Genomic DNA, 21,914 nt, shown 5'->3' on the forward strand with positions numbered 1-21,914 from the left:
TTTGTAACTACGTTGAGTTAACTTGGGTAATTCATTGATGTTGATATTTTAGCGCCTGCTGGGGAGGTAATGGTTCTGCGGGCACCTGTTTTATCATCAATCAGCGTTAGCTCTATTTCAGACTTGCCGCCAACACCTTGAGTTATGTCATCAATGTCCCTAACGCTATTATTCGGATTTGTTAAAATAGATGATGGCTGATTTCCTGTGATACTTTCTCCGGTTTCGTTTATCGATACTGGAGGTGATACGTTGATATCAGAAGGAGTATTAGTCGCTAACCCGCCGGACTGAGGATGAATGGCAGGTAAACCCGGCATAATCTTCTGGAGATAGTTACGCGTTTCAGCAGGCGCTTGCTCTAACCCATATTTTTTAACGTTATTCTGTCCCCAGTTATAAGAAGCAACGGCCTTATTGACATCCCCATCAAACATTTTAAGCAAGTCAGAAAGATACTTAGCTGCTGCTTCGCTGGATTTATTGAAGTCCATGCGGTCATCCATCGAGTTTAAGCCATAATCTCTACCTGTTGGCGGCATAAACTGAAATGGACCCTGTGCCCCTGCGGGTGATAGTAGATTTTTACCTCGGTTAGATTCAGTCAGGTAGACCCGATCAAGCAAGGTTGAAGGGAGGTTATACTGCGACTCTAACTGTTTCAGTCTCGCTTGCTGCTGATCTTCGCCGGGGAGTATGTAGGGTGATTTAACGGGAGCGACGTTTTTTTGCTTTTCTATCTCAAGCCGTTTCTTTTCCTGCGCTTCCCAATCTGCACCGTACTGATCATTTAATTTTTGGGTAAAATCCTTATCTGGATACCCAAACGTTAAGTAGGCTTTCTCTTTAAACGATAATGTCTCTTTGAATTTATCGTCTACTCGCGCCCGATGAAGAATATCTTTCTGTTTATCACCATGTGCAAACGAGTTTTCATCATCGTTCTCGCGCATCCTCATATCATGAAGTTGGGTCGCAGCACTTCCCTTGACCATATTTTCATCCGGCAACAGTTTTTTGGCGGCCCATATTTTTCCCTTGGCCATCAAACCATCAATTGCCGCGCTGGCCTCCTTGAGCTGAGCATTCAATTCAACCAGTTGCGCATTAACTTTTGGATCAACCGTTAAGCCCAAACTATCCGATTTAGCCAGTAACTCTTTGTACCTGGCACCCTCTCGCATTAATGCTAAAAGGGGGGCGTTCAATCCTAAAGCATCTGCTAGCGTTTTCTGAGTTTGTGGCGAAAGTTTAGGGAATATCTTGGCAACATTATCCAGTGTTTTATAAACATCTGCCGTGCCATCTTTGAGGCGTTCAATGACAATGCCGTTCCGAGCCAATAACTCCTGTGTCACATCGTTACGTGCCCACAAAGGGTCATTAAACGTCTTGTATAGCCCTTCAACAGATTGACGGGCAGAGTCGCTATCGACCCCTAATATCTGCATAGCACCGCTAACACGGCTAAAATTATCAACTGACATACCGGCATTTTTAGCCGCCACATCAAGCGAATAGGCTGAATCAGCAGCCGCACTTAACCCCTGAGCGGCTTTGACGCCAATATAACCAACAGCGCCAAGCGCACCAAACCTGAGTACCTTGCTGCCAATCTCACCAACCATTTTTAGCGGGGGCACCATATCACCGACAAACTGCACACCTTCACGCGCAAACTGCCCCATTCCCTTTAGACGAGCATTGAGGTCGTCAATACCTTCAACTGATCCCTGCCCCCCTAATTTAAGTCCATCACGGGTTTTATCCAGATCAGGAATGAGATTTTTAACGGCCTCTTCGATACGCTGAATGGAGGCCGACGCCTGATCTGTCGCGGTCAGTTCAAAATCAAATGCATTACCCATTTTTCCCCGCCTTCACCTTGTTAATTCTGACCGCCTGCTGATACCACCACTGTAATCGGCTATAGGTCAGGGACCAGGCATCTGATGGCCCCCACCCATAGTAATAGGTCACATCTGCTAGTTCGTTACCCCATTCTCCACCTGGGGGGAGTAGGCTAAAAAACTCATCATGTAGACCTCACAGGCTTTATAGTCGGTGAAAGCCATTTTTTTGATGGCTTCACGCGGCACATTCGACACCAGCGAAATAAGTAGTCCCATCGCACTGAGTGCACCAGATTTAGCCTGTTCGTCATAAAACTGCTGAACCTGAATCAATATCGGTTCACTGAGTTCGATAGCCTCATAGGTGGTTTTAGTGGCTTCATGAGAAATAGGCTTAACGAGGGGGATTGTTTTAGTGCGTTCTAATTCAGACATCTTAGTTCTCCGTCACCGATACCGAACCACCTTCCCAGCGAATATCAGCAGTCGCCTCGGTGCTATCTACTTCTTGGGTATTTACCGACCACATACCACTGCCGATAATCGTTTTGCCATTAGCCAATTCACAGACAATATTGACATTGGTCTGGTCGTTAAAATCGCTGATCGACGTGCCGCCACTGTCACGGATTTGGCAGGAAATAAACGGGGCGCTAAAGGTTTCTTTATAACCATGCACCCCATCCATTCCCGTCAGGGTTTCACGCTTGAATTTTGAGGGGCTGTATTTAAATTGCCCCGCAACCATGATGGTCAGGCCGTCAACGGTGACATAAGCTGTTCCCGCGAGGCGATTGGATGTATCACCCATGATAATGAATCCTTATGCTGATGCCTGGAGGCGGAATTGGTTGAGAACAGCGAAGATACGCAACTGATTGATCAGGACACCGGTCCACAGCACATCAACTCTATTCGGGTTACTGGCGCTTTTTTCGACCTTCAATCCCTTGGCAAACCCTTTGGCATCCTGCACATAGCCGTTAAATTCCAACGTCTGGTACTGGGCAATCAATTCAGCGCGGATCACGTTCGGGGTAATAATCGCCGAGCCGGGGGCAAAACGGGTGCCATCGGCCGCCAGCTTCATACGGGCGAATTTCGACGTTACCTGAGTACGCAGGAATCGAGTGACAAACATCAGCAGGAATAAGGTCTCAATCTGCAAATAGCTGTCATCTTCCGCGCCATACTTGTTCTTTTGGTAGGTGGTGATGATGTTTTCTACCTGTACCGTACCATCGTCGGTGGTAGTGACCGTGGATATCCCGCTGTGCAGCAGGTTATTACGCTCGGTCAGGGTAAAGCGGCTGGCCAGTGGGGGAGCCAGTACGCCACTGATTGCCAAGGTTTGTAACGGGCGGCCGGGGTCGTTACGCAGACTTTGCGCAATAGCGCCAACATAAGCCGCTGACCAGATATAGCTTGGTGTTGGCGAGCCATTTACCCCCAACAGAGAAGCATGCTGATCATTGCGTAATTCGCCTGCGGCTGTCAGTTGTCCATAAGTCCCCGATTGAGCCGCAAAGCTATGGCCATAGAGCTGCTCGGCATAACTCCAGCGACCGGTACTGTCTGACAAGAAGTCTTTGATTTTATTCAGTGACGCAGTGTCAGTGTATGGATTGATAATGAAATCAAAGGTCCTGTCCTGCAAATTAGCCAGCGCATCATCCAGTTCAGGCGCACCCGCACCGCCAGCCATTGGCGTAAATGTCAGTACTAGGCTATCTGGTGTTGTTTCGCCACCGGCGCTACCCAAATAGTTCAGCCGCAAATCAATCGTGTTACCGTGGGCACCTTTGTTTTTAGCGGTGAGCGTGATGACCGCCGCCACCGCAGCAGCAGTGACAGGCAAGGCGCTGGCGGCATTGATGGCGGAAGTTAATGCAGTGGCAATATCTGCCACCTCATCAGTCGCCACCACCGCGACTTGCACCCGAATACCCGCGATATACAGAGAGATAACCCCAGTTGCTGATGCCTGCGTGGTCACGGTAATTTTACCCGTTGCCGCAACCATGGATTCCGCATCGCTCAACGGTAAAATGTAGATCTCACCGGCGATGTCATTCGCTAAGTATGCAGCCATCTGACCATGCAACATTGAACCTGCACCAGCTTGCCCCGCCACGGTAGCCACTGAGGAAACCAGTACCGGAATATCCGCAGGTAACGAGCCTGAAGCCAACATCTGGCCGATGATTAAAGTTCGCTGCGTCGTTGTCGCCGTGTTCGCCTGTGAGTTATCAAATTCAGCGAAGAAAAGCGGTGTCCGAAGATTGCTCGGAATATGAGTAAAAGGAATAGTCATTATTTGGTTTTCTCCGCTTTGGTGGTTTCTGGCGCAGGTTTAGCCTCTTTAGGTTGTTCGCGCACCACATCACCGTCGTTTAAACGACGACGCCAAAATGAATTATCGGGAACCTCAGAGCCGGATTCAGGCAAAAAGGTGCCCTTAACCGGGTCGCGTACAGTACGACCGGCTACGGGTTTAACAATCATGAGGTTTACTCCGGGAAGTTGATTGAAACTACGGGTTCGGTAGTGCCATCTGGCATGGCGATCGTGACATCCATACCGTCTAATCTGTCGGCATTAATGGGATAGAAGTCTTCCGGCCCCTGGTAATACTCGATATCCAGCTCCATCAATAATTGAGCCAGATGGCCTTCACCACCCGAATCCAGATCAATGGTTGAGCGGACTCGGGCAAACTGCTGTATCTGGCGAGTGAGGTCATAACTGTTTATCACTGCCCGCTCAATTTGTTCTCGCAACCGTTCGAGCGCCAGCTCTGCCTTATTCGCCCCATCATTCTCATTTTCGCCGTCAAGCTCCTGCAACCGGCCAGTGATACGCACGGTTGTAATGGTGTTGAACTGCGGGGCGTTGCGGCCTAATGACTGTTTTTCCTCGATAAGGGTTTGCACCAAGATAACCGGATACATCTCCTCAGTGGTTGGCCAGTCACGCGGGGAGTAGACGCGGTTTCCCGCATCTGTATTCCCAATAATGGCATCAACAACCAGTTGCCTGACTTGCGCTGTATTCATGATCTTGTCCGATTAAGAATGAGTTTGCTCCCGCCGTGACTGTCTGGTTGAACATCTGCTACAGCAAACAAGGTATTGACCGGTTCATTAGCAACGATGCCAATAAATACCCGGTCCCCCTGTTTAGGTGGTGAACGAAACTCACTGTCCCTAACCCCTAAAACGGGATTGGTGGTATTAATGGTGCTGCCATCATCCAGCGGGTCAATGGTGGTATAGGCCCGATCAAAGATGCCGCTGATGGTATAAGTTGGCTTACCACCAGCAGGCCGGTAATCAACCGGGTCACCAAATACCGCTTGTAGGGGTGCAAGAAGATGCTGATCCCAGTTGATACCCATCAGCCACCTCGATTTATCTTCACACCATCATCGACAGTGATTGAGGGGCCAATAGTGCTAGCCGCCTGCTGCCGTAACACTTTCACATCAGCAACCACGCCCAGGCTAATCAGTCGTTCAACATCATCATGCGGCAGGAATAAACGGCTATTCTCCACATGAGTTTCCCCGCTATGGCGCAGAGTCTGGCCTTTTACGACAACAACCTCCAACTCGTCAGAGTCGTCCGTCGAATCATCACCCGCGAACTCGGGCGGATTTCCGCCCAGTTCATTGATAGTCGGTTGTTGCTTTGCTGGTTTTGTCATATCACACCACCGTCGCACAGAGTGAGGCGTTAACCCGGCTTGGGATCACCAACGGTGCAGATTGCATCAACAGGTAACGCTGTGCCGGGTCGGGCATAATCCATGACTTTGGTGCGAAAGCCATCGGACCATAATTAAACGCAGGATCTAAAATGAGACCAAAGGCGCGAGTCCCCATCAGGTCAGCACCTGACATTAATACGGCACCATCTGGGATCATTGGCTTTTCAATGCCGTCCAGCGGGTCAATAAACCAGTCGTTATAAAGCCACAGATCAAAGTTACCCCAGCGACCTTTATAAACCGCGCCTTTATTGACGCGCGGCCCCGCATCAACCTGATTACCAAAGGGACTTAATGCCGGGAATACGATGGCATTGTCTTTAATAGTGGTATCCAGGCGGAACGCTTTCCATGAGGAGGTAGTAAATACCAGGTCAGTGGCCACCGATCCTGACTCTTTCAACATCAGCGTTTGCCAGTCTTCAATATCATCGGAGGGCTGAGTATTTGTTGCACCGGCAGCCACAGATAAAGGCCATTTATCTGACCCACTCAATGTAATGGTCAGGTTACTGGAACGACCAAAATCAATGACCGTGGTCGGGAACCCTTCACCCACCACCGTAATTTGAGATTTAGTCAGCGCACCAGCGGCCATCCATTCCATACGACGGTTAAGCATGTCGATCTGGTCTTCCATTTCAAACTGGATGTTTAACATTTCGCGCTCTGCGGCGGTGTATTCCCCACCAATGCGCTCCCCCATCTGGCGGCGGATAGGTTTACGCAAATCAGGCGCGCGCTTGTCTTTGATATAAGCCGGTTTGAACGTATTGGTTTGATACTTGCGACTCTCCACCAGCTTCCCTTCAACTAACGGGGAAACGAAAGGAGACATACGACGCTTACCAATATCAACATCGATGGAAACCTCTTCAGTTTCGTAAGTAACGACGTTGGGAAAGAAGCGATCAAGTAACCAGTTTTGGCTGGTTTTCAGGTTGGGAACCAGACCCACCAGCACATTGGTATCGTAAATATTATTCATGGAGTATCTCTTTTAATTTGCTGGCAGCCAGAGCCACCAGATCAAGATTGAAGACGAGTAAGCCCCTACCAAGTGAGTGGTATTGGGTGCAAATCAGAAAGTTAGGTTTTAAACGGGTGCTTGGATACTGTCTTCGAGGAAGATTGAATACGACCGCAGTGCCGTTTTTAGTTCAGCCAATGTCCATGAAGCATCGTGAATGATCACGTTCTGATTAAACTGCCCCATCAGATAAACGCCCCCTCGCTGGGCGGTAGTGGTTGTATCCACATTATCAACGAGGATAGCAACCGGTACTTCGCTGCCGTCATCCGCATCTTTTACTGACTTGATGTATTCGCCTGACGCTGTAATTTTACCCATCACGGTGCCACGCAAATGGATTGCAGCTGCCTGAGCAATAACAGCGGTATCCGTGACCAGTTGCAGTGTCCCGGCAATTAACTGGTCGGGCACATACAAAGATGAGCGCATACCCGGCTGGAACGCATTTTGTCCAAAGTTATCCATTATTTTTTACCCTTTACTGAGTCATAGAGGCTGGTCATCTTATTGACCAGTGACGCGCCTTTTGATGCGACTGCGGCATCCTGTCCGGGCTGTGTATTGCCGAGGGCCTGCATCCGTTCATCCAAAGAGCGTTTACGGGGCACTGTGGCAGATACCGGTGCTGTAGCAGTAGTGGAGGCAAGAACACGGATCACAGCAGCAGAACTCATGCCGGAATTAAGCGCCAGAGAAACCGCTAAATCTCCGCGCCCGGTAGCATGCTTACTGCCAAAGATACGAGCACAGCGCTGGCGTTCAGCACTGCGGCCTTTTTTGACGTTACGGTCTTCGGTATCATCATCACCGTCATCGTCACTCCCTTCATCCGCGTCAGCATCATCGCTGTCATCCTCAGCATCAGGGTCCTTATTATCCTGATCATCAGGATTATCGTTTGAGTCGTCATCGTTCTCTTCAGCTTCAGGATCTTTTTCATCATCTTCAGCCTGACGACCTTTGGCCTTTTTGACCTTGTCTTTATCGTCCTCAGTCTCTTCTGACGCCTTGGCCCCACGGCCAAACAGGTGTGAAAAACCTTTAATTTTCGCCATTACTTTTCTCCAACCAATGTTAATAAATCGCGGAATGCGACATCAGGCGGGGCAACTTGATCAGCCAGCCCCAACTGCACACCATCAGCAGCCAAGAAACATGCCGCCTCGGTGTCTCTGATCGTTCTCTCTGCTACCCCGCGATTGCGGGAAACCGTACTCACGAACAAGCGGCCCATCTCGTCAACATCGGACTGAATGGCCTTCTTTGCTTCTTCGCTTAATGCTTCGTAGGGATTTGATTCCGCTTTTCTGCTGCCAAAGGTGATTATCGTGACCTGTACGCCATCGCTTTTTATGCGCTGTGACCAGTCAACATGCATCACGATGACGCCGATCGAACCGACCCCGCCGGTGCGAGGAACGATAATACGATCCGCTGCACTGGCCAGTGCATAAGCAGCCGAATAAGCATTTTCGGACAGGATTGACCAAATGGGTTTAGCGCCTCGGGCAGCATAAATTTCATCGACCAAATCAAAACAGCCGGCGACTTCGCCGCCCGGTGAATCGATATCAAAACAAATGCCCTTAACAGCGTCATCATTCATTGCGGTCAGAAAGCTGGCTCGAATGCCGTCATAGCCTGTCATGCCGCTATAAGGTCGCAGGGTGCCTAACTTTTGCACCAACGTGCCCTGAATCGGAATGACCGCCACGCCCTCGATAACGTCATAACCACAATCACGCCCTTTGCGTGAAAAGAAATCATCCTCTTCGTCGGCCCAATCGGCATTGGACTGAATGCGCGTCAGGCCGAACCGGTCAGTCAATGCCGCCATAACGACTTCAGCCTTGTGCGGATGAAGTGCCAGCGGGGTGTTAAAGAGCCGCTGGGCTAAATGTGGAAGATTCACTGTGCCTCCGGTTTTTGTTGTTGATCAGGCGCAAAGGTGTCAGCTTGCAGCCATGTAGGGATAGCCAATCCACGCTCAATGTATGCCTCACGTTCTCGCTGGCGCTGATCCAGCAGTTCTTCCCAGTCTTCGCCCACGTTCTCAGCGGCTTCCATTTCGAGAGTAGACAATCCCGCCTCCATCCCGAGAATGGCCCCTTTCTTCTCAGCCACGGGATCAACCCAACCACGACCTGGCCCCATCCACTGCGCACGGCAATATGCCGCTTTCGCTGTGAGAAAATCAGGTGCGCCATCAGGCAAGGGAACCTCACCTAAATCATGCAATTCTTCGATAAAACACGACAATATTGGCTGGGCGAAACCTGTAGCAAAATCATCGCGCCGGCGGGTCAGGGTTTTCCAAGCTTCCAGCATTGCTGAACGGGCTGAGCTGTAGTTAACATCTGACCAGTCTTGTGTCAGTTGCTGGGTAGAAATTCCCAATGATGCGGCTATGTTCCGTAACGCCGCGCTTTCAAAAGCAACAAAGTTACTGGTTGGTCGAACCGCGTTTAGGGTGGTCATTTCCTCACCGGGTGCCAGTATCGGAATACGTGCGCCACCCTGTAGTGACAGGCGTTTTTCGTCGTGATACTCGCGGCGCATGTCTTGATATCGGTTAACTTCCTCACCCGTATCAAGGGCGTCCGCTACCAAACTTGGGTCATAAGGTGATGTGATAAAGGCGGCAAAAATGGAGTTCAGGATTGACGACTGCAACTCAACCTCATCGTACTTAATCAGCATTTTAAGACGCTGAACGATGGGAGTGAAAATACTGATACCCCGATGCTGGGAGGCCCGGTCACTATCAAAATCATGGATGACGATTGGGCGGCCCCAGTCAGTTTCACGCGGGATACGCTCCCAAGTCATGGTTTCTTTACCGCTCCACCAGTCGCCCATGTGAGCTTTTCGGATGTGATAAGCAATAGGTACCCCATCCTCATCAATCTCTACCCCACCGCGAATATTCGGCATGTCGAAATTTTGCTGAGGATTGCTTAATCTATCCGGGTCGATGATCTGCATGGTCGTGGCATACTGCGCGCGCCCATAGCCCAGACGGTCAGGTCGATATTGCATAACGCAGAGCGCATCACCGTCAGTTAGTTTGTGGCGAAAACCAAGCCGGAGCAGTTGAGCGACTGTTTTCTTCCTTTCCACATCACAATAACGGTTCGGATCATTCGCCCACGTTCGCCAGCCTGATTCAATGGCCCGTCCATATTCATCAGCCCATTTCGCGTCAAATTTAGGGTTCCCGGTCATCAGTGCCAAAGTCCGGTAATCAACCTTGGCAAGCGGCCGGAAAGACGCACCAACGGCATTATCCAAAATGCGGGTAACGCTGCCCGAGGCCCAACCATCGTTACGTACCATGTCGCGAACGCGGGCAACAACCTGATCGCGGGAGGTATTGATTTCGTTATCCGGTGACCACAAGGACGGCTGCCAATTGGCCATAGAATCACTGAATGAATCAGCAGCGTCATACGGAACCCCTCGGGAACCACTCAACATCGATGCCCTTGATTTGGATGGCGGCAAGGGGCTACCGTCAGGACCTAAAATCCTTACTGGGTTTTTCATCAGTAACGAAACCTTATCGCCCTGCGTGGACGCTTAACGATGCCTAGCTGAGCCTGAAGAAGCTGAATTAACCCCATGAGTATCCCAATATCTGTTTGCTGATAGGTAACCGATCGGGTGCCATCCCCTTGCGCATAGGAGAACGAAACGCCCTTCGCGCCGGACGATAATTCGATATAGGCTTGCTGCGCTCGGTTTAATGCCTCTTCTAATTGGGCGCGACTCATCGCACCGGCCAGTAGGCTAGTGTTTGCATTGAACATGGATATCCTTACGCCAGCCTTCTGGCTCTACTTTTGGGTGTAGTGGGTTGTGACTCTGGAATAATGACGCCCGGAAAACGCAAGTTGGGCTTGTCTTCTGTAACGTCCGAAGGAGGCAGTAATTTTTCAGGATGACTTAAAAGGCTGTCAGCATATTGGTTAAGACTTAATCCAAAATGCAGCAACCCTTTCAATGCTGCATAGCTGTATACCCGGCAATCTAATGCCTCATTTGCCCGCCCGGGCAATAATTCCCAAACGCGATAACGTTGCCCGCCCGCCGTTTTAACAACGGAGCGCTCTGCAAGTAATTGGCTAAAATAGTGTAAATCACGCTCAACTGGGTAGTGCATATACCCAGCAGAAGGGATACCCGCCGCCGGTTGCTCCATGTGAAGACGGGAACGAATGGCGTCTTTTGCAGCATTAACACCCAGTATAATGGGCTTGAATTGAGACTTTGACCGAGAAGATGGTCGCTTTGTTGGCCAGATGGGTGAACGCTTACCGCCTCTTGCCGACTCGCCTTTTATCGCCCATATCCGCCGTCCAATACGCTCTTTGGAAAACTCATACACTTTCTGGGTATGATGCCCGCCGGAGTCGTGACAGGCAGCCATAATCGTAAAACCTCGCCCGTCCGCTCTCCGCCATGTCTGCTTCAGGTAAGCATCAAGCCGACGCCAGGGTTCGTCAGTTTCTAAATCTCCCTCAATAACGTCATAAGCGATAGACCAGCTTTCTTCATTCCGGCCCCAACCCACCACCTCAATCTCAAGTCGTCCGTCTTGTGTATCGATACCGGCGGTGACGACGGCAACACCATCAGGGACTTCAGCGGAATAAACCTCACAACGTTCTGCCAGGCTTTTTTCACTGAGCGCCTTTTCACCGCGATCTTCATAGGGTTCACCCAAGACAAGGTTAATAAATGTCTGGCGCATCAAAGGGTCGTCTTTTACCCGCAACCACTCGGCAACCAGATACTTCCATGCCGCGTTAGGGAAGAGACTGTATCCCGCCCAAATATGAAAACCCGCATGCCCTTTAAAGGGCATAGTTGCCTGCCACCTTCCCGCTTTCACCATTCCGGCTTTATCGTTGTGATGGATCACACAACCGTTATGGCGGCAAACATAATAGGCGGTATCGGGTAATCCATTACCGTCAGAGTCTTTATCCCACTTAATTCCGTATGGCGTTGTTGGCCCACCCCATTCCAGCGTTTGAAACTCACCACAGTGAGGGCATGGAACATAATATTTACGCTGATCACTTTCAGCATAAGCCTTCTCAATGCGGCTAATTCCTTTAACCGTCGGGGTTGATCCTAATATTATTTTTCTATTCCAGAATGTCTCTGAACGCTTGGTACCCAAGGCTATCTGATCACCATCAACACCGGCCCCCGCTATCGGATACCCATCAACTTCATCAAAAGCAATGATTCGACAAGTTATACGACGGAAGCCACCAGGACTGTTTGCCCCTACCAGCGTTAAATTAGAACCGTTGAGAAACTGCTTTTTAAGGATGGTCTGGTTACTGCTCTTGGCTTTCGGATCACCGGATATCTCAGCGAGAACAGGGGTATCCCTGAGCATGGGAGAAATTTCAGTCTTACTATAATCCTCCGCATCTTCAACGCGGGGTTGCACAACTAAAATGGGTGAGGGGTCATGTACCAGATAATAGCCAATAACATGATCCAAAATCTTGGTGTAACCCACTCGGGCAGATTTCATGACGGACACCTGAGTAACCAGTGGATCGGTTACTGCATCCATAATGCCATCCTGATAAGCAAAAGAGCGAAATCGTCCAGTCTGTGCACTGGTCTCTTTTGACAATACCGCATGCTTATTGGCCCACTCACTCAATGATAGAGGTTCGGGGGGCTTTACGTTCTTGCGTCGTTGATGCAGTTCCGTGGAGAAGTTTTGCCAAGCGGCCGGGTCAACTGCTCTCTCCGTTGTTATTGTTATCAAGGCTTAGCTCCTCCATTGCCTCGTAAACCACTTCTTGCAGTGCTTCAACAAACTCCGCATCGTTAGTGGTTGAGGCCAGCACCCGCAAGCGGGGACCATGTTCGGGAGCGATGGCAATCAGGCGGGTACGCATACGTGAATATTCGCTACCTACCGCCTCAATCATCTCTTTGTAAGGAAGTACCTGACCTGATTTAATGTCATATTCCAACCGAGTGAGCAGCGCCAGAAAGTTTTCTTTCATTTCTCTGGCTTCATCGATTGTCATCTCGACGCCGCTTTCAGCAATCATTTTCTTCACAACGTCTGCGGGAGAATCCACCGGATCTTTATCAGGTCTGTTACCTGATCTGTTACCTTTGGCTCTGTTACCCGTCTTGTTACCTGCTTTGTTACCCTGCGTGTTACCTGCAACTTTTTTCTCTGGTCGGGTAACAGTTTTCCGAAAGCGCTCAATGTTGTCATTTGATGCCTCGACATCAATGTCATCACCCGCTAAAACCAGCCACCCACGCGCCTTCCACGCCGTAACCGTCTTTCGACTGACATTGTGAAGTTTGGCAAAATCTGACTGGTTCATGTGTTACCTTAGTTGTTACCTGTTACCCAAATTTCAAAAGTTGAAAGCTAGACGCAGAACGGGGTGCGCAATGTCCCGTGTAATAAATGTTGCCAGGAGGGACCCATTTTTTTCTAGATGATAATGATTGTCATACAGGTTCATAATGATTCCGGTTTTGAGCTGAAAGGATAGTCAGTTGTTACCTGGTTATCAGCGCCTCGGCTAATAACGTGTTAATTAAGCGCCTTATCTATCTCACCTAACACATGCAGCGCTTCATTGAGATAATCCTCTGTTCGCCTGACTGCGGTGTGAGTGCGGCCAATTTGATTTGACGAGACAGGACGGGTGTCAGCAAAATCCCCACCTAATGAAGTGCCAGTAATACGATCAAGCAATGTGGCAACAGTCTGAGCTAGCTTCAATGATAATTCTTCAGTGCGAATTGCCCGAGAATGTAAATCAGACAATCGGCCAGGTAAGCAATCAAGCGCAGTAAAAGCACTCCCTACAGCTTGAGCTAATTCAATGGCGCGCTGTTCTACATCGCCTTGCTTATACAGAATGGGATAGGGTTGTTTTCCTGTTAACTCACTGGCCAATAGCTGCTGTAGCGTTTCCTGAGCAGCGTTTAAGTATGTAGCCTGAAGCACCGTGCCACCTGTTTCGCATGTTATTTGTGCATTCTTAATTGTGCCGTTATTCACTGTGATACCTCATCTATTTAGCCGTCTTCAATGCCTGCTCGATTGCCAGGCTTAACGCACCAGGCATTAAAGCCTGTGCCATTGCATTCGCTCGGTCGAAGTATCCAAGCGTTGGTTTAACTGCCAATGCGTCACCAAACTGAATCAGCAGCTTAGGTGCTCTTTGTTTCTCTCTGGCGCGATGCACCCCGTTAGGAGAGCGCTTCTGACGCTTCTTAACCTTTTTGCTTTTCTTCCCTTTCTTACGCTGGAAGAAACCACTAACGCCATTCACCTCACCTACAAACACATTTTCTTTAGCTTTGAGCTGCTGCGTTTTATTACGGGCTAAGTTTCCGAACTTATTAAGCTTTATGTTTTTAGGGTTAAGCAACGCCTGACCATTGAGCTTGTGCTGACCTCCGAACTCAAACGGTTCGAGATAGCTCGCAGCAATATCACGTACAAACACTTTGGCCTGTAATCGGTCTTTGCGGGCACCAAACGAGCCAACAGAATTAACAGTGAAAGGGGTCGGATTATCCAGATTGCGCTGCATACCCACCTTCTGAGCGGTTGCAATCTGGCGAGCAACACTTGTTAGCGCCTGAGCAGCAGCAAAAGGGAGCTGCTTTTTAATCTGCTGGAGCTGATTAGATAAATCCTTAAGAGTTGCCATGATCTATCCCTAAATAGAAAAACCACCAGCTTATAAGGCCAGTGGCTTAGATATAAATAACCGCCCGTAGGCGGCTGAAATTATGAAATGTTATTTCTATGCTCTTGCAATGAAGCAGATATTGTATTTTCAAATCCTGGGAGCGCTTCTTTCCTTACTATGGCTCTATTGCCTACATCATATTTCTCGTTGTACTGCTCTCTAGTAATATCGAATTGATCTAGTTGCACTAGCTGGCTCGGGGGTGATATCCCGCGCTGTTGGTCATCGATTACTTTCACCCTATAGGTATTGCTATCAATTTCTATGACATCGTACCTAATCAAACGACTGTCGGTATTACTGTTAATATAATAAGTGGTAACTCCTTGAAAAATCATGCTGAACTCCTTTGATATAGTGAGTTCACACATTACCGCTAGGGTTTATCCTAGGGAAGGATAATTTATAAACGCTCATCAATAAGATCATAAATTAGTAAGATAATGTTTTAGAGCCGTTGTAAAAGTGGCTCTCAATTGAGGTAGCTCCGATTTCAGAGCTTCCTATTTATCGCCTTGACCGTTTTTTGTCTTCCATCGCCAGTAAAACATCAAGAAGGACCTCCGCCTTCTCAATATTCGAAACGCCAATAGATATTCTGCCACAGTTCAAATACTGGAAACCTTCCTTCAAGTAACGGCAGATAGTTTCCAGTTGCTGTTTCTCGCCGTTGGTCATGTTCGGGTTACCTTCCCTTTCCCTGTTTCAGTCAGCACGTAACAAATCAGCTCATTGGCTTCCTGAACCAGTGATTTGATCTTTGATACATGCCCCGCTTTCACACTCTTCCACTCATTAAGTCCGGTGCCAAACATGCTAGCAATGCGCTTATCATGCTTCATATCCGCACAAGCCTGGTTAAGTTCTTCCATGATGCTTTGTTTGCGGGGATTGATTGCTACGCCTTTAGTCCAGTAGTCATGCAGAACAGCAAAACATTCCTCTTGATACTGGATCAGCTTGTCGCGAATGTCGGCACGTACTTTTGCGGGGTTAATGCTGAATAACCAGCCGTTAAGTTTACGAATGGGGATGCAGAGCATTTCCTGAACTCCGCCACGCGAAGGCATGGTCATATGACCACACCCATACTTTCCCTTTTGAGCTATTAATTTTCTATGCTGTGATTTCCAGTCCAGCCCGATAGCCTCAATAACAGGCTTCATTGCCACATACTCAACACCGCCTTCACGGACAGTCGTCAGTTTGTCTCCATTAAATTCAATTTCTGTAATGACTGGATATTCCATTGTGTATTCCTTTTGGAAATGACCCTCAGTGCCCAGAAATGACAGCCCATAGAAGCTCACCAGCTATACCGGCATTCCTCTGAGGCTCATTTCCAAACAGGATCTATGGTTGGTTACGCCGGGCGTGGCGTTAGATTTACTGCATAAAAAAAGCCCGACCTAAGTCGAGCCTTCTTATTCGACCTGCCGCTATAAAACGTCAGGTGATATGTGTGTTGTACTCAAATTGCGACAAGCGCGGCTTTGCTACTCCTCTCGGCTTTCCGAACCGCCAAGATAATGATCAACCTCCAGTGGGGTTAAACAATTCTATTCGCTGACGTTAGCCACCATTTCAACCAAATCTGTGAAGTCCAAGCACATATCCAATCGGTGACCATGATCATCGACAAAGTTATAGCTCTTGAAGTGTTCAATTATCTCTTTGGCGCTTTTGCCACTTAAATGAGATTTATCAATTGATTCGTCAACCTGTTTCATCTTCAAACCTTCATTCAGTTGGTTACGATAGCGCAAGTTCCACTTTGGAAATTGCTTTTCTAGGAGGTGGTGTCTATCAATATTCGAAAGTCCCTGCCTCCGTTCACACGTCATTAATGAACGCACCGTCTAAGGGACAGTATTTTGATGTAAACATCAAAAAAGCTGGCTACCCTTACCGCAAAGTTGGGTGATTAATTCAGCGGGGCTGCTGTCCCCGCTTTTCTTCAATTTGCCGAATGCTCGCCTTATCTGCGTTGCACTGCTCTATCACCGCCAACATGTCTTCATTCAGCTCCACGCTCTGTCCCCATGTCATTGTGTTAGGGATGTCAGGTGGCATGCAGTCAGAAAGTAAGCTGATCGGGATTGGTACTGACGGGACAGTTACGTATTTTATTTGAGTGCGCGCGCAGCCGGTCAATTGCGCCAGCAGGCACAAAAAGATTAGCGCAGCCATCATTCGCAATATCGCTCTTGATACCAGCCTTGGTTCTCTGTGAGTCCAATATGATCTGTTTTTTTGCATCTTCGTTGGCCTTGGCGATATCGTTGAATAGACGAACTGACGTGGTGTAGTTTCCTAGCGTGAATTGGGCTACATCCCTTTCACCGGTTACTGTAGCAATGGCTTTATCCTTCTCAACTGATTGCCCGTAGTAGTGAAAAGCTAACCAGACCAATCCAGTGAAGATGGCTATCAGGACAGCCGCGAGTATTGCTGTTACGCGGTTCATGCCGGATAGTCTTTAAATGGAAGCTGGAAGTGAGGGCCGTCTTTCAGCGTCTTCCAGTCGCCGCCCCACTCAATAGGAACGCCAACTTCTTTAGCGGCCTGTTTGAACACAGCCGCTATCTGTTCGTAGTATTTCCATTCCCATGAGCCGCTTGCGGTTGGGTAAGCAAATACGTCGATAGCGTGTCCAGTAATATGATGGCTATTCATGGTCTGGCTCTTGCCAGTTGCCACCAGCTCTTTTTGCCGCTCTACCGTACGGACACCTTCGATAACACCGAAATCAACAGCCGAAAGCTCAAGGGCGCGGCGAACCACTTTCACCAGATTAGCGTTAACGCCTTTCAGGTTATTCTCGCTTCGCTGGCTAAATCTGAAATTTTTCATGGCTTATTTCTCTGTATTAGCGCCAGTTCGACGCTCAATAATGTTCAAAATAATTTCGCGGATTTTATCTGCACCAATAAAACCTATTACCGGGCCAATAGCTGGAGCGGCAGCAGAAGGAAGCCCCCAGTGTTCAAGTAACCCTCCGAGACTTAATGCAATCAGGGCGCAAACGCAGCCGCCCATAATTGAATAAATCCATCGTTTACCGTCTCTTACTGACATCATCACTGCTATCGAAAATGCGCTGGCTGCGGTGTAAATAATCGGGGCGTTGTCAGCAATCCAGCTCATTGAAGTCACCACGAATCCCGGTGGGGTTTGATCGTTCATAGACACCCCTTATCCGGGCGTAAGAAATAAAAAAAGCCACGCAATAGCGCAGCCTTGATTCTGGTTAATTTTGACATATCATTAGTGTTTCTAATATGACATAAGGCACATTAAAACAGTAATTAAGGCGTTATTATGGAAAGTAGAGGCACACACACCTCTAAATTATTATCTTTATTAATTAGTTAAAATGGAGATTTAATGAGTTTTTTACATACAAAAGAACACCTCGACAGAGGCGATACTGTTGCGGTTGAATGTTCACATCAAGTGAATGTGCTCGTTATGACCGATAATGACTTTAACAACTATAAGAATAACCGTGGATTCAACTATCACGGCGGATTCTTTAGCCAGTTCCCAGCACATGTAACCGTTCCAAATACTGGCTCATGGAATATTGTTATCGCACTTCCTCCTGGTCGTCAGGCAAATATCAGGCACTCAATCAGTATTATTCCTGCTTGATTGTTCGCCTTTAGCCTGAAGTAATGCATCCTCAAGGGCGGAGATGATCTTCTCTTGCGTCCCGTCCTTTAAATAATTGTTGCTCGCCATGCCTTCCAGCGTTGCTGGATTACGCATCCAGATAATCTGTCCACCTTCTATGCAATTAATTTTCATGTCTGGCCTCTGTTAGTTATCTCATTAAAATTTAGCCCACCAGTTCAGCCACTCATTATCAGTAATGTGTGTGTGGAGTTGATTGGGTGACTGATGGGCTAAAACGAAAAAGCCCCAGCGAATGCCAGGGCTTAATAATTAACCGAGCTATCTCGGCTGTTACATCACTACGAAGTCACATTAACGCAGGATTTTATGAACTTTATTTTGAATATCTAGCTGCAATGACGGCGACTCAATACTTCCATCTGGAGAGCTTTTGTTCATTAGCATGGCATCGAGCTTCTCACGTTCTGTAGGGCTCAGAGTGCAATATAACGCTGCAACTATCTTTTTCAGTGCTAATAATTCAAGCGTTAAATGTGACGTGACGTCTGACATGCTTTACCTCTCAGGAATCCTCTTGGATTCGAGAGTATAGCTATTTCTGGTAGAAACTCTCTAAATCGATACCATAATTAATAATTTGCAAAAAAATGCCAGCATCTAACTTCACTACATTCGACTGAGCACCAACCATTAGTGAGGCAATGCTCCGAATAGATTGGGATATGAACCGGTTATTCAATGAAGCACAGGCGAATGTAGAAATGAAAAAAAAGCCCTAGCGGTTAGGCGGGGCTGAAGCGAAGGGGTATCGTTACGGGGGCCTGCCCGTGGTACTGGCCAGTTGGTTATACATTAACTCTAGCTTATAAAACCATTAACGCGATTGGATAGTTAATAAAAATCACTATTACTAATGCGTATTATTAAGCATATCTTTATGAATTTTATTAACTTACCTATTAAACTTAACTTAAGTCACATTAATTAAATAAAACAATCATATGATATCTGGCAGTAAAAACTTCCCTGGTATTCGCCTATTAGCCCCCCTTACCAAGATAAGCGGTGGTAAGTTTTTTTTGCACCCAAGAATCAACATTCGGCTGGATACTGTTTCACAACGATTGGATTAACCAATCCAGTACCCATGCGAATACATCAGCCCATATGTTAGACAATCGTCAACCAACAAAAAGGGATAGTGATTGAACTTTGTTACCTATATACGTATCTGTAGTTATATGAATACTCTTGAGTAAAAAAAGGGACTACGAATGAAAAAACTATTAATCATCTTAATTATCCTCATTGGCTCTATAGTTTTAGTTGCCTTTGCTGCACATGCAGTGGGCATGGAACTGTTTGAGTTAATTATGCACAAATCCGGGGTCAGTTGTTATTTTAAGAAGTTAATAAAAATGATAAATAAATTTCTAAATTTAGGACTGCATGGCTCAATTGACTTAAATAGTTTCCGGTCTTTCCCGGCCGTCACTTCACATCAGTGAGGCATACTCAGCTTCTTTTGGAAAGTCGATAGTGCGTATCAACCTGAGCATACCTCGCAATCAGTATAAGCGAGACTCTTTCTGGTCTTCAAATTTATTACTCAACTCAATGCTGTCTGGCAATAACGCCCATGCGACATAGAAATCATGCGGTGTCAGTTCACTCATTAGCCAGGTATAAATACCGGTATAGCCATCTGAGTCACGCACGTAGCCAATATGATAACCATCGCAAGGATTGAGCAATAATACTGTTTTGCCGTCCATGTCAGACGTTAGCTTCTCGTTTGCTGGGTGGAATGACAAACCCTCGATGATCTTCTTCGACATTATCTGGCTCCAGAAATTACAAAACCCCGGCAATTAACCGAGGCTTTGAATTTGGTGCTGTGATAGCTAGCTTCACGGGTAGGATGACTGAGCCAACAATCGTTACAAAGTAACTATCACAGCACTGTATAATTTACATTGTAATTATAAACAAAGAGTAAACATAACCATGTTTATAGTTTCTATGCGTCACAAAATGACAAAACCCTGCCGAAGCGAGGTCTTTTAAATTATGTAAGCTGCGTAACAAAGTAACTATCCTTATCACAGTACAGACATTTTTGCGTACGCGTTAATTATTTTCATGTATCTTGTATTTTATTTTTTCCGCTCTAAGGATTGGATATGCTTTTAGGTAATTATGATAGATATGTTGTTCAATGTGAGGTCGAACTAGGAAGAACACCTAAAGATGCCCCCACTATGCCCGCATCAGATGCATTATTAGCTGTTCAGGCTATGTTCAAAGCAAACAAAGCCATTTACAGCATCGGTGCTGGAAAATCTACCGTGCGAATAGTGGATATGAAAAGAGATGATGCCAAAGGACATACAACTATATTGTTTCAATATGCGAATTCAGAAGCGTCAGATCCGCATTTTGCAAACAAGAAAACAGGGGAGTCGCGTAAAGCTGACAGAGCTGATGATGAAGCCCCAGCGATTACTTGTCATATTTGCATAAAGCACACTCCTCACAACGCTGAATTATTCCCTGATCTGTATAAAGCGATAGTAGAAGAGGTTCCCGGACTGACGAAGTCGTTAATCTCTAGTGCATTAACTTGGATGATATCTGAATCAACCAACTACACTTTTGAACGTAAAGAAGGTAATAAGTCACGCGAAATAAAATGCAGACCAATTATTAATATTACTCCTTACGCTTCAAAAACACTTCAAGAATCATTGAAAACTGGTGTTCTTACGGGCATGACGGCAGTAAGGTATAAAAACAATAAAAAGTTGGACGAAGATGGCGATATTCATGTGATTCAAGAAACAATGATCTTGGCATTTAAAAAAACGCGCGGCCAAAAAGCAATCGATCTTGTGAAAAAGGCAAGTGATCTAGTTAGAGGCATGGAATATTCCAATTTAAAACTAACAAGAAAGGATCAGAATAAGCGGGTTATAAGTGATGAAATTGATGTTTCTTATGAGAAATCCATAGAGGATATTGCTGATACTATATTTTCGGAGAAAGAGAAAATAATATTAACAGATATAATAGAAATGTGCCAAAAGCAGATTCATGCACAACTTGCTACAAAAATGAACGTTTTACTGTTAAAATAGAAGACATGGCAAACGATGGATTTTATTGGGAGGGGTTATGAGTGCTTTAAGTAAAATTGCAACTCCTATCAATTACATAAGGATTTGCCACCCTGAAAAAAGGGTCTTCGATTTTTGGATTCCAGCACTTGCTTCTATAAGTATTGGACTTTTCCTATTATCTTTAGACAAGCCCATCGCGATCCTTAGCAAGGATGGCTTAATCTCTGTTGTTAATGGGATTTTACAAATTTTATCAGGATTTTACATTGCTTCGATGGCAGCAGTTGCTACTTTTCAAAAAGATGGAATGGATGATTTAATGGATGGTACCCCTCCCACATTAAAAGGGGTTAGCTTAACCAGAAGGAAATTTCTTACATATCTTTTTGGTTATTTAGCTTTTTCCAGCATTCTGCTCTATTTTATTGGTGGCGGGTTACAACTTCTTGCTCCAACTATCGCTAAGATAGCATGGATTAATATTACACTGGTAAAGCAGACTTTCGTCACTATATACTTATTCATAGTAATGAATATACTTTGCACAACAGTGCTTGGTATGCACTTTATGATAGATAAAATGCATGATGATAAGCAAAAGGTAAAACTTAATCATGTGGAATTTAACGAAAGTCAAGATTTTCATACAGACAAGAATGATTCAGATAATAAAAGAGACTAAGAGTCTCTTTTATTATAATGAGATCAACTTACTAACAGTTCTTATTTATTCCTC

General features: G+C 46.7%; 31 protein-coding genes. 5 read left to right on the top strand and 26 right to left on the bottom strand.

The window, feature by feature from the left end; translation table 11 throughout:
• Positions 1 to 17: 17 nt before the first annotated feature.
• The 20 genes from A6J66_010660 to A6J66_010755 form a co-directional block, all read right to left on the bottom strand.
• Positions 18 to 1,868, bottom strand: a complete 1,851-nt coding sequence (locus A6J66_010660; protein PNM24599.1) for a lytic transglycosylase domain-containing protein — start codon at positions 1,866 to 1,868, stop codon at positions 18 to 20.
• A 117-nt stretch (positions 1,869 to 1,985) separates the two neighbouring features.
• Complete coding sequence (locus A6J66_010665) at positions 1,986 to 2,288, bottom strand: phage tail assembly protein (protein ID PNM24600.1); 303 nt, start codon at positions 2,286 to 2,288, stop codon at positions 1,986 to 1,988.
• 1 nt (position 2,289) lies between these two features.
• A complete protein-coding gene (locus tag A6J66_010670) occupies positions 2,290 to 2,664 on the bottom strand; it encodes a phage tail protein (protein ID PNM24601.1) in 375 nt (124 codons plus the stop codon).
• 12 nt (positions 2,665 to 2,676) lie between these two features.
• Positions 2,677 to 4,167 (bottom strand): phage tail protein, encoded by a 1,491-nt coding sequence (locus tag A6J66_010675; GenBank protein PNM24602.1) that lies wholly within the window; start codon positions 4,165 to 4,167, stop codon positions 2,677 to 2,679.
• A complete protein-coding gene (locus A6J66_010680; GenBank protein ID PNM24603.1) occupies positions 4,167 to 4,358 on the bottom strand; it encodes a DUF2635 domain-containing protein in 192 nt (63 codons plus the stop codon). The genes A6J66_010675 and A6J66_010680 overlap by 1 nt, the downstream gene beginning before the upstream one ends.
• A gap of 5 nt (positions 4,359 to 4,363) precedes the next feature.
• Positions 4,364 to 4,909 (bottom strand): ATP-binding protein, encoded by a 546-nt coding sequence (locus tag A6J66_010685; GenBank protein PNM24604.1) that lies wholly within the window; start codon positions 4,907 to 4,909, stop codon positions 4,364 to 4,366.
• Complete coding sequence (locus A6J66_010690) at positions 4,906 to 5,250, bottom strand: hypothetical protein (GenBank protein PNM24605.1); 345 nt, start codon at positions 5,248 to 5,250, stop codon at positions 4,906 to 4,908. Before A6J66_010690 ends, A6J66_010685 begins: the two co-directional genes overlap by 4 nt.
• Complete coding sequence (locus A6J66_010695; GenBank protein ID PNM24606.1) at positions 5,250 to 5,558, bottom strand: hypothetical protein; 309 nt, start codon at positions 5,556 to 5,558, stop codon at positions 5,250 to 5,252. Before A6J66_010695 ends, A6J66_010690 begins: the two co-directional genes overlap by 1 nt.
• A gap of 1 nt (position 5,559) precedes the next feature.
• Entirely contained in the window at positions 5,560 to 6,609 is a 1,050-nt protein-coding gene (locus tag A6J66_010700; GenBank protein ID PNM24607.1) for a major capsid protein, read from the bottom strand.
• A 108-nt stretch (positions 6,610 to 6,717) separates the two neighbouring features.
• A complete protein-coding gene (locus A6J66_010705) occupies positions 6,718 to 7,119 on the bottom strand; it encodes a head decoration protein (GenBank protein ID PNM24608.1) in 402 nt (133 codons plus the stop codon).
• Positions 7,119 to 7,709, bottom strand: a complete 591-nt coding sequence (locus tag A6J66_010710) for a DNA primase (protein ID PNM24609.1) — start codon at positions 7,707 to 7,709, stop codon at positions 7,119 to 7,121. The genes A6J66_010705 and A6J66_010710 overlap by 1 nt, the downstream gene beginning before the upstream one ends.
• Entirely contained in the window at positions 7,709 to 8,566 is an 858-nt protein-coding gene (locus A6J66_010715; protein PNM24610.1) for a S49 family peptidase, read from the bottom strand. The genes A6J66_010710 and A6J66_010715 overlap by 1 nt, the downstream gene beginning before the upstream one ends.
• On the bottom strand, positions 8,563 to 10,131 hold the full coding sequence (locus A6J66_010720) for a phage portal protein (GenBank protein ID PNM24611.1): 1,569 nt from the start codon (positions 10,129 to 10,131) through the stop codon (positions 8,563 to 8,565). The genes A6J66_010715 and A6J66_010720 overlap by 4 nt, the downstream gene beginning before the upstream one ends.
• A gap of 68 nt (positions 10,132 to 10,199) precedes the next feature.
• Positions 10,200 to 10,463 (bottom strand): phage head-tail adapter protein, encoded by a 264-nt coding sequence (locus tag A6J66_010725; protein ID PNM24612.1) that lies wholly within the window; start codon positions 10,461 to 10,463, stop codon positions 10,200 to 10,202.
• Positions 10,464 to 10,471: 8 nt separating this feature from the next.
• The gene (locus A6J66_010730) at positions 10,472 to 12,451 is read right to left on the bottom strand and encodes a terminase (protein PNM24613.1); all 1,980 of its coding nucleotides are present in this window, start codon (positions 12,449 to 12,451) and stop codon (positions 10,472 to 10,474) included.
• Entirely contained in the window at positions 12,420 to 13,031 is a 612-nt protein-coding gene (locus A6J66_010735) for an RNA polymerase subunit sigma-70 (protein ID PNM24614.1), read from the bottom strand. Before A6J66_010735 ends, A6J66_010730 begins: the two co-directional genes overlap by 32 nt.
• A gap of 215 nt (positions 13,032 to 13,246) precedes the next feature.
• On the bottom strand, positions 13,247 to 13,666 hold the full coding sequence (locus tag A6J66_010740) for a hypothetical protein (GenBank protein PNM24615.1): 420 nt from the start codon (positions 13,664 to 13,666) through the stop codon (positions 13,247 to 13,249).
• Between the two features lie 67 nt (positions 13,667 to 13,733).
• A complete protein-coding gene (locus A6J66_010745) occupies positions 13,734 to 14,378 on the bottom strand; it encodes a hypothetical protein (protein PNM24616.1) in 645 nt (214 codons plus the stop codon).
• A gap of 80 nt (positions 14,379 to 14,458) precedes the next feature.
• Positions 14,459 to 14,758, bottom strand: a complete 300-nt coding sequence (locus A6J66_010750; GenBank protein PNM24617.1) for a hypothetical protein — start codon at positions 14,756 to 14,758, stop codon at positions 14,459 to 14,461.
• Positions 14,759 to 15,094: 336 nt separating this feature from the next.
• Positions 15,095 to 15,670, bottom strand: coding sequence for a hypothetical protein (locus A6J66_010755; protein ID PNM24618.1), 576 nt, complete (start codon positions 15,668 to 15,670; stop codon positions 15,095 to 15,097).
• A 458-nt stretch (positions 15,671 to 16,128) separates the two neighbouring features.
• Here A6J66_010755 and A6J66_010760 point away from each other — a divergent pair, with 458 nt between their 5' ends.
• Complete coding sequence (locus A6J66_010760) at positions 16,129 to 16,344, top strand: KTSC domain-containing protein (GenBank protein PNM24619.1); 216 nt, start codon at positions 16,129 to 16,131, stop codon at positions 16,342 to 16,344.
• 5 nt (positions 16,345 to 16,349) lie between these two features.
• Here A6J66_010760 and A6J66_010765 read toward each other — a convergent pair whose 3' ends face one another.
• From A6J66_010765 to A6J66_010775, 3 genes are all read right to left on the bottom strand, one after another.
• Entirely contained in the window at positions 16,350 to 16,679 is a 330-nt protein-coding gene (locus A6J66_010765) for an Rz1 lytic protein (GenBank protein ID PNM24620.1), read from the bottom strand.
• A gap of 204 nt (positions 16,680 to 16,883) precedes the next feature.
• Positions 16,884 to 17,273, bottom strand: a complete 390-nt coding sequence (locus A6J66_010770) for a peptidase M15 (GenBank protein ID PNM24621.1) — start codon at positions 17,271 to 17,273, stop codon at positions 16,884 to 16,886.
• A gap of 3 nt (positions 17,274 to 17,276) precedes the next feature.
• Positions 17,277 to 17,606: a phage holin, lambda family gene (locus A6J66_010775; GenBank protein PNM24622.1), complete on the bottom strand. Its 330-nt coding sequence runs from the start codon at positions 17,604 to 17,606 to the stop codon at positions 17,277 to 17,279.
• A gap of 201 nt (positions 17,607 to 17,807) precedes the next feature.
• Here A6J66_010775 and A6J66_010780 point away from each other — a divergent pair, with 201 nt between their 5' ends.
• Complete coding sequence (locus A6J66_010780) at positions 17,808 to 18,074, top strand: DUF1883 domain-containing protein (GenBank protein PNM24623.1); 267 nt, start codon at positions 17,808 to 17,810, stop codon at positions 18,072 to 18,074.
• On the opposite strand, the gene A6J66_010785 is transcribed toward A6J66_010780, so the two are convergent.
• A complete protein-coding gene (locus tag A6J66_010785; protein PNM24624.1) occupies positions 18,051 to 18,230 on the bottom strand; it encodes an Rrf2 family transcriptional regulator in 180 nt (59 codons plus the stop codon). The genes A6J66_010780 and A6J66_010785 overlap by 24 nt on opposite strands.
• A gap of 180 nt (positions 18,231 to 18,410) precedes the next feature.
• Positions 18,411 to 18,611: a hypothetical protein gene (locus A6J66_010790; protein ID PNM24625.1), complete on the bottom strand. Its 201-nt coding sequence runs from the start codon at positions 18,609 to 18,611 to the stop codon at positions 18,411 to 18,413.
• Between the two features lie 722 nt (positions 18,612 to 19,333).
• Here A6J66_010790 and A6J66_010795 point away from each other — a divergent pair.
• Positions 19,334 to 19,567 carry a hypothetical protein gene (locus A6J66_010795; GenBank protein ID PNM24626.1) on the top strand — a complete coding sequence of 78 codons (234 nt, stop codon included), beginning with the start codon at positions 19,334 to 19,336 and terminating at the stop codon, positions 19,565 to 19,567.
• Positions 19,568 to 19,627: 60 nt separating this feature from the next.
• Here the strand turns inward: A6J66_010795 and A6J66_010800 are convergent, their stop codons facing one another.
• Entirely contained in the window at positions 19,628 to 19,897 is a 270-nt protein-coding gene (locus tag A6J66_010800; protein PNM24627.1) for a hypothetical protein, read from the bottom strand.
• A 345-nt stretch (positions 19,898 to 20,242) separates the two neighbouring features.
• Here A6J66_010800 and A6J66_010805 point away from each other — a divergent pair, with 345 nt between their 5' ends.
• On the top strand, positions 20,243 to 21,196 hold the full coding sequence (locus A6J66_010805) for a hypothetical protein (protein ID PNM24628.1): 954 nt from the start codon (positions 20,243 to 20,245) through the stop codon (positions 21,194 to 21,196).
• A gap of 37 nt (positions 21,197 to 21,233) precedes the next feature.
• Positions 21,234 to 21,860, top strand: a complete 627-nt coding sequence (locus tag A6J66_010810; GenBank protein PNM24629.1) for a hypothetical protein — start codon at positions 21,234 to 21,236, stop codon at positions 21,858 to 21,860.
• Positions 21,861 to 21,914: the final 54 nt, after the last annotated feature.

Origin of the sequence: Yersinia enterocolitica, from assembly GCA_002082245.2 — a bacterium.
In the GTDB taxonomy this organism is placed as follows: Bacteria; Pseudomonadota; Gammaproteobacteria; order Enterobacterales; family Enterobacteriaceae; genus Yersinia; species Yersinia enterocolitica_E.

Excerpts from the sequence above, each read along its gene's own strand:
- A6J66_010660 (PNM24599.1), bottom strand. The coding sequence starts at position 1,868 with ATGGGTAATGCATTTGATTTTGAACTGACCGCGACAGATCAGGCGTCG.
- A6J66_010665 (PNM24600.1), bottom strand. The coding sequence starts at position 2,288 with ATGTCTGAATTAGAACGCACTAAAACAATCCCCCTCGTTAAGCCTATT.
- A6J66_010670 (PNM24601.1), bottom strand. The coding sequence starts at position 2,664 with ATGGGTGATACATCCAATCGCCTCGCGGGAACAGCTTATGTCACCGTT.
- A6J66_010675 (PNM24602.1), bottom strand. The coding sequence starts at position 4,167 with ATGACTATTCCTTTTACTCATATTCCGAGCAATCTTCGGACACCGCTT.
- A6J66_010680 (PNM24603.1), bottom strand. The coding sequence starts at position 4,358 with ATGATTGTTAAACCCGTAGCCGGTCGTACTGTACGCGACCCGGTTAAG.
- A6J66_010685 (PNM24604.1), bottom strand. The coding sequence starts at position 4,909 with ATGAATACAGCGCAAGTCAGGCAACTGGTTGTTGATGCCATTATTGGG.
- A6J66_010690 (PNM24605.1), bottom strand. The coding sequence starts at position 5,250 with ATGGGTATCAACTGGGATCAGCATCTTCTTGCACCCCTACAAGCGGTA.
- A6J66_010695 (PNM24606.1), bottom strand. The coding sequence starts at position 5,558 with ATGACAAAACCAGCAAAGCAACAACCGACTATCAATGAACTGGGCGGA.
- A6J66_010700 (PNM24607.1), bottom strand. The coding sequence starts at position 6,609 with ATGAATAATATTTACGATACCAATGTGCTGGTGGGTCTGGTTCCCAAC.
- A6J66_010705 (PNM24608.1), bottom strand. The coding sequence starts at position 7,119 with ATGGATAACTTTGGACAAAATGCGTTCCAGCCGGGTATGCGCTCATCT.
- A6J66_010710 (PNM24609.1), bottom strand. The coding sequence starts at position 7,709 with ATGGCGAAAATTAAAGGTTTTTCACACCTGTTTGGCCGTGGGGCCAAG.
- A6J66_010720 (PNM24611.1), bottom strand. The coding sequence starts at position 10,131 with ATGTTGAGTGGTTCCCGAGGGGTTCCGTATGACGCTGCTGATTCATTC.
- A6J66_010725 (PNM24612.1), bottom strand. The coding sequence starts at position 10,463 with ATGTTCAATGCAAACACTAGCCTACTGGCCGGTGCGATGAGTCGCGCC.
- A6J66_010735 (PNM24614.1), bottom strand. The coding sequence starts at position 13,031 with ATGAACCAGTCAGATTTTGCCAAACTTCACAATGTCAGTCGAAAGACG.
- A6J66_010745 (PNM24616.1), bottom strand. The coding sequence starts at position 14,378 with ATGGCAACTCTTAAGGATTTATCTAATCAGCTCCAGCAGATTAAAAAG.
- A6J66_010750 (PNM24617.1), bottom strand. The coding sequence starts at position 14,758 with ATGATTTTTCAAGGAGTTACCACTTATTATATTAACAGTAATACCGAC.
- A6J66_010755 (PNM24618.1), bottom strand. The coding sequence starts at position 15,670 with ATGGAATATCCAGTCATTACAGAAATTGAATTTAATGGAGACAAACTG.
- A6J66_010765 (PNM24620.1), bottom strand. The coding sequence starts at position 16,679 with ATGCAAAAAAACAGATCATATTGGACTCACAGAGAACCAAGGCTGGTA.
- A6J66_010770 (PNM24621.1), bottom strand. The coding sequence starts at position 17,273 with ATGAAAAATTTCAGATTTAGCCAGCGAAGCGAGAATAACCTGAAAGGC.
- A6J66_010775 (PNM24622.1), bottom strand. The coding sequence starts at position 17,606 with ATGAACGATCAAACCCCACCGGGATTCGTGGTGACTTCAATGAGCTGG.
- A6J66_010780 (PNM24623.1), top strand. The coding sequence starts at position 17,808 with ATGAGTTTTTTACATACAAAAGAACACCTCGACAGAGGCGATACTGTT.
- A6J66_010785 (PNM24624.1), bottom strand. The coding sequence starts at position 18,230 with ATGAAAATTAATTGCATAGAAGGTGGACAGATTATCTGGATGCGTAAT.
- A6J66_010790 (PNM24625.1), bottom strand. The coding sequence starts at position 18,611 with ATGTCAGACGTCACGTCACATTTAACGCTTGAATTATTAGCACTGAAA.
- A6J66_010795 (PNM24626.1), top strand. The coding sequence starts at position 19,334 with ATGAAAAAACTATTAATCATCTTAATTATCCTCATTGGCTCTATAGTT.
- A6J66_010800 (PNM24627.1), bottom strand. The coding sequence starts at position 19,897 with ATGTCGAAGAAGATCATCGAGGGTTTGTCATTCCACCCAGCAAACGAG.
- A6J66_010805 (PNM24628.1), top strand. The coding sequence starts at position 20,243 with ATGCTTTTAGGTAATTATGATAGATATGTTGTTCAATGTGAGGTCGAA.
- A6J66_010810 (PNM24629.1), top strand. The coding sequence starts at position 21,234 with ATGAGTGCTTTAAGTAAAATTGCAACTCCTATCAATTACATAAGGATT.